Raw genomic sequence first — 942 nt, forward strand, 5'->3', positions numbered from 1 at the left:
TCCCGCTGGTCTCGATGGTGGTCTACGCGATCAGCTTCCTGCTCACCCGGCTGCTGTCCCGCTACCGCGAACTCGCCGCCGACCGGGCCGCCGCCCAGCTGACCGGACGGCCCAGCGCGCTGGCCTCCGCCCTGACCAAGGTCACCGGGCAGATCGCCGCCATTCCCACCGAGGACCTGCGCAAGGCCCAGCCCTACAACGCCTTCTACTTCGCGCCCGCGCTGAGCGCCAAGGAGACCGCCGCGCAGCTGTTCTCCACCCACCCGTCGCTGGAGCAGCGCCTCACCCAGCTGTCGAAGATCTCCGCCGAACTCGGGCAGTGACCCCGCCCCACCCCTGAAGCAAGGAGCACTCCGCGTGGGATTCCTGGACGCCCTGTTCGGCCGCAGCAAGCCGGTGAAGCCCGACCTCGACCAGCTGTTCGGCATCCCGTCGGCCGCGCTCACTCTGCAGGCCGCCACCGGATTCCTCCCCACCGGCCTCGGCTCGGTCTGCTTCGCCGCCGTCGAGGGCGGCGCGTTCGCCGAGGTCCAGAAGCAGGTGCGGGCCCTCCTCGACGCCGACACCGAACGCGGCGGCACCCCCGTCGAAGCCTCCCGCGACGACTACGGCTACTCCTGGCTGCTCGCCCGGCACACCCCCGAGGAACTCCCCGACCTGGTCAACGACCTCCACGCGGTCAACAGCGAGCTGGAGGCCAACGGCTTCGGCCCCCAACTGCTCTGCTCGATCGTCGCCTTCCGCGACCCCGAGGGCCGCTCCCTGGGCCTGGTCTACCTCTACAAGCGCGGCACCTTCTACCCCCTGTGCAAACTCCCCGGCCAGGAGAAGCGCAACAACCCCCTGGAGATCGAGATCTCCAACCTCCTCCGCAACGACCTCCGCATCGAGCCCGACCTCTCCCGCTGGTTCCCGGTCTGGGGCGCCCCGGGCCTGGACGAC

The 942-nt window shown here is 70.5% G+C and carries 2 protein-coding genes; both read left to right on the plus strand.

Annotated features, from left to right (window positions below; genetic code table 11):
* A partial coding sequence (locus tag IEZ12_RS37570) for a M48 family metalloprotease (RefSeq protein ID WP_229847147.1) occupies nt 1-323 on the plus strand: 323 nt, incomplete at its 5' end.
* A 34-nt stretch (nt 324-357) separates the two neighbouring features.
* A partial coding sequence (gene pspAB / locus IEZ12_RS01935) for a PspA-associated protein PspAB (RefSeq protein WP_043913931.1) occupies nt 358-942 on the plus strand: 585 nt, incomplete at its 3' end.

This window comes from Kitasatospora griseola (assembly GCF_014648555.1).
Classification (GTDB): Bacteria; Actinomycetota; Actinomycetes; order Streptomycetales; family Streptomycetaceae; genus Kitasatospora; species Kitasatospora griseola.